Here is a 2,853-nt window from a genome sequence, read left to right as displayed (position 1 = left end):
GCGCTAGACCCGGGCCGGGCGCCGGTCCCAGTCGGCCGCGAGGCCGGCCATCCAGCGGGCCGTGTCGGCCAGGGCGGCCGGGCGGACGGCGTAGCGCACCTCGCGCCCGGCCCGGTGCCCGGCGACCAGCCCGGCGGCGTCCAGTACCGCGAGGTGCTTGACGACGGCCTGCCGGGAGACCGGGAGCCGCCCGGCGAGGGTGGTCGCGGTGGCCTCCCCCTGGGCGGCGAGCAGGTCGAGCAGCCGGCGGCGGGTCGGATCGGCGAGGGCGCCGAGCACACCGTCGACCGTCTCGCCGCCGGCGCTGCGGCCGGCCGTCGCGCTGTCGTCCATGGGGCTGCTCCTCGTCCGTCGCCGGCGGTTGCAACCGGCAGGCTGCAACCTCATGGTTGCACGTGGCCGGGAGCAGCGGCAATCCGGCGGCCGGCCGGCGGGCTCAGCCCCACCACTGTTCGGGGACGGCGGCCGACTCCGCCCCCTCCGGCCCGTCCGGCGCGGTGACGGCCCGGACGGGACCGCCGGTGACGACCAGTTCGTCGGCCCCCACCTCCGCCACCCAGTAGCCCGCGTCGCGCAGCACCACCGCGACGGTGCCGGTGACCGCCGCCCTGATGCCCTCGGCGGGCGGGTCGCCGGCCGGGCCGTCGGTGGGCGGCCAGCCGATCACCACCCCCTGCGGGCCCCGGTCGATCCGCAGGCCGGTGGGCCCGCGTCCGGTGTCGAAGCCGGCCCTGGCCAGGTCGGCTGTCACGTCCTCGAAGAGTTCCCGGTGTTCCACCATTGGCGCAGCGTAGGCCCGCTCCCGCACCCTCCCCCGCCGCGGCGCGCGCCGAAACGCTTCGCCGCGCCGCCAACAGCACCCGAGCGCAGCATCGGCGCCGCGGCCGGGCCCCGGACCGGGGCTGCGGACCCCCGGACGGGCCGACACGAGCGGCCGGACGGGCCGATGGACGTGCACAGTCGGCGCGCTCCCGACAGCATGACAGAGTAAGCGCTCCATCACTTTGAGCAACGGGGCGGCGGGTCGCCGGATCCGCGCGCCGGCCTGCCCGGCACCCCCGTATCGAGAGGTCCGATGATCACATCACTCCATCGGCCGGCCGTCTCGCGGCCGGGCGCCCAGGACGTGCCGCGGCGGACGCCGGGGAGCCCGTCGTGAGAGCCGAGCAGCAGCCGAGCCCGGGACCGGCCACCAGCACCCGCGCGGCGCCCGCCAACAAGGCCGAGGCCCTCGCCGACTGGACCGACGGACGCCTCGGCATCTACGCCCTGTCCAAGTCCAACCTGCGCAAGATCTTCCCGGACCACTGGTCCTTCATGCTGGGCGAGATCTGCCTCTACACCTTTCTGATCATCATCCTGACCGGCGTCTGGCTGACCTTCTTCTTCGTCCCGTCGATGGGCGAGGTGACCTACGAGGGCAGCTACATCCCGCTCAAGGGCATCCGGATGTCGGAGGCCTACGCCTCCACGCTGAACATCAGCTTCGAGATCCGCGGCGGCCTGCTGATCCGCCAGATCCACCACTGGTCCGCGATCGTCTTCGTGGCCGGCATGTTCACCCACATGTTCCGGGTCTTCTTCACCGGCGCGTTCCGCAAGCCCCGCGAGATCAACTGGCTGTTCGGCGCGGGCCTGCTGATCCTCGGCATGTTCGACGGATTCATGGGCTACTCGCTGCCCGACGACCTGCTCTCCGGCACCGGCATCCGGTTCATGGAGGGCGCGGTGCTCGCCGTGCCGATCGTCGGAACGTACTTCGAGATGTTCATGTTCGGAGGCCAGTTCCCGGGCACGATCATCGTGCCGCGGCTCTTCACCGTGCACGTCCTGCTGATCCCGGGCATCATGCTGGGCCTGCTGGTCGCCCACCTGATCCTGGTCTTCTACCACAAGCACACCCAGTTCGCCGGGCCCGGCCGGACCAACGACAACGTGGTCGGCATGCCGCTGATGCCGGTCTACATGGCCAAGGCCGGCGGCTTCTTCTTCCTGGTCTTCGGCGTGGTCTCGGCGATGGCCGCGATCGCCACCGTCAACCCGATCTGGGCGTACGGCCCCTACCGGCCCGACCAGGTGTCCACCGACGCCCAGCCGGACTGGTACATGGGCTTCTCCGAGGGCCTGATCCGGATCATGCCGGGCTGGGAGATCGGCCTGTGGGGCCACACGCTCGTGATGGGCGTCTTCGTGCCGCTGATGATCTTCCCGCTGGTCCTGGTGGCGATCTGGGCCTACCCGTTCCTGGAGGGCTGGATCACCGGGGACAAGCGCGAGCACCACATCGCCGAGCGGCCGCGCAACGCGCCGGTGCGCACCGCCTTCGGCGCCGCCTGGATCACCCTCTACCTGATCCTGCTCGCCGCCGGCGGCAACGACCTGCTCGCCACCCACTTCCACCTGTCGATCAACGCGATCACCATCGCGGCCCGGATCGGCTTCTTCGTCGGCCCGGTGATCGCCTTCGTGATCACCAAGCGCTGGTGCCTGGGCCTCCAGCGCCGGGACCGGGAGAAGGTGCTGCACGGGCGCGAGACCGGCGTCATCAAGCGGCTCCAGCACGGCGAGTTCGTCGAGGTGCACGCGCCGCTGCCGCAGGACCGGCTCTACACGCTCACCTCGCACGACCAGCCGCAGCCGGTCGTGCTGCCGCCCGAGGTCGACGAGAACGGGGTCGCCCGCAAGGTGTCGGTCTGGAAGCGCGCCCGGGCCAAGCTCTCCCGCGGCTTCTACGGCGAGGGCGCCCAGATCGCCAAGCCGACCGCCGAGGAGCACCAGGAGGTCACCAGCGGCCACGGCCACCACTGACGGCCGCGCACCGCGCGCACGGGCCCGCCGCGCACCCGAGGGGTG

3 protein-coding genes are annotated in these 2,853 nt (G+C 72.3%); 1 reads left to right on the top strand and 2 read right to left on the bottom strand.

Translation table 11 applies throughout. The annotated features are described in order from the left end of the window. Positions 1-3 precede the first annotated feature (3 nt). Both ACFU74_RS36840 and ACFU74_RS36835 read right to left on the bottom strand, forming a co-directional pair. On the bottom strand, positions 4-333 hold the full coding sequence (locus ACFU74_RS36840; protein WP_380764500.1) for an ArsR/SmtB family transcription factor: 330 nt from the start codon (positions 331-333) through the stop codon (positions 4-6). A gap of 103 nt (positions 334-436) precedes the next feature. Beyond that, positions 437-781, bottom strand: coding sequence for a hypothetical protein (locus ACFU74_RS36835; protein ID WP_380764499.1), 345 nt, complete (start codon positions 779-781; stop codon positions 437-439). A 374-nt stretch (positions 782-1,155) separates the two neighbouring features. Here ACFU74_RS36835 and ACFU74_RS36830 point away from each other — a divergent pair, with 374 nt between their 5' ends. Further along, positions 1,156-2,808 carry a cytochrome bc complex cytochrome b subunit gene (locus tag ACFU74_RS36830; protein WP_380764498.1) on the top strand — a complete coding sequence of 551 codons (1,653 nt, stop codon included), beginning with the start codon at positions 1,156-1,158 and terminating at the stop codon, positions 2,806-2,808. Positions 2,809-2,853 lie beyond the last annotated feature (45 nt).

Origin of the sequence: Kitasatospora sp. NPDC057500 (genome assembly GCF_042802195.1) — a bacterium.
Lineage (GTDB): Bacteria > Actinomycetota > Actinomycetes > Streptomycetales > Streptomycetaceae > Kitasatospora.
This window is presented reverse-complemented; position numbering and strand designations above follow the sequence as displayed.

What these genes read in the sequence shown, in the direction of transcription:
- ACFU74_RS36840 (WP_380764500.1), bottom strand. Translation starts at nt 333, where the DNA reads ATGGACGACAGCGCGACGGCCGGCCGCAGCGCCGGCGGCGAGACGGTC.
- ACFU74_RS36835 (WP_380764499.1), bottom strand. Translation starts at nt 781, where the DNA reads ATGGTGGAACACCGGGAACTCTTCGAGGACGTGACAGCCGACCTGGCC.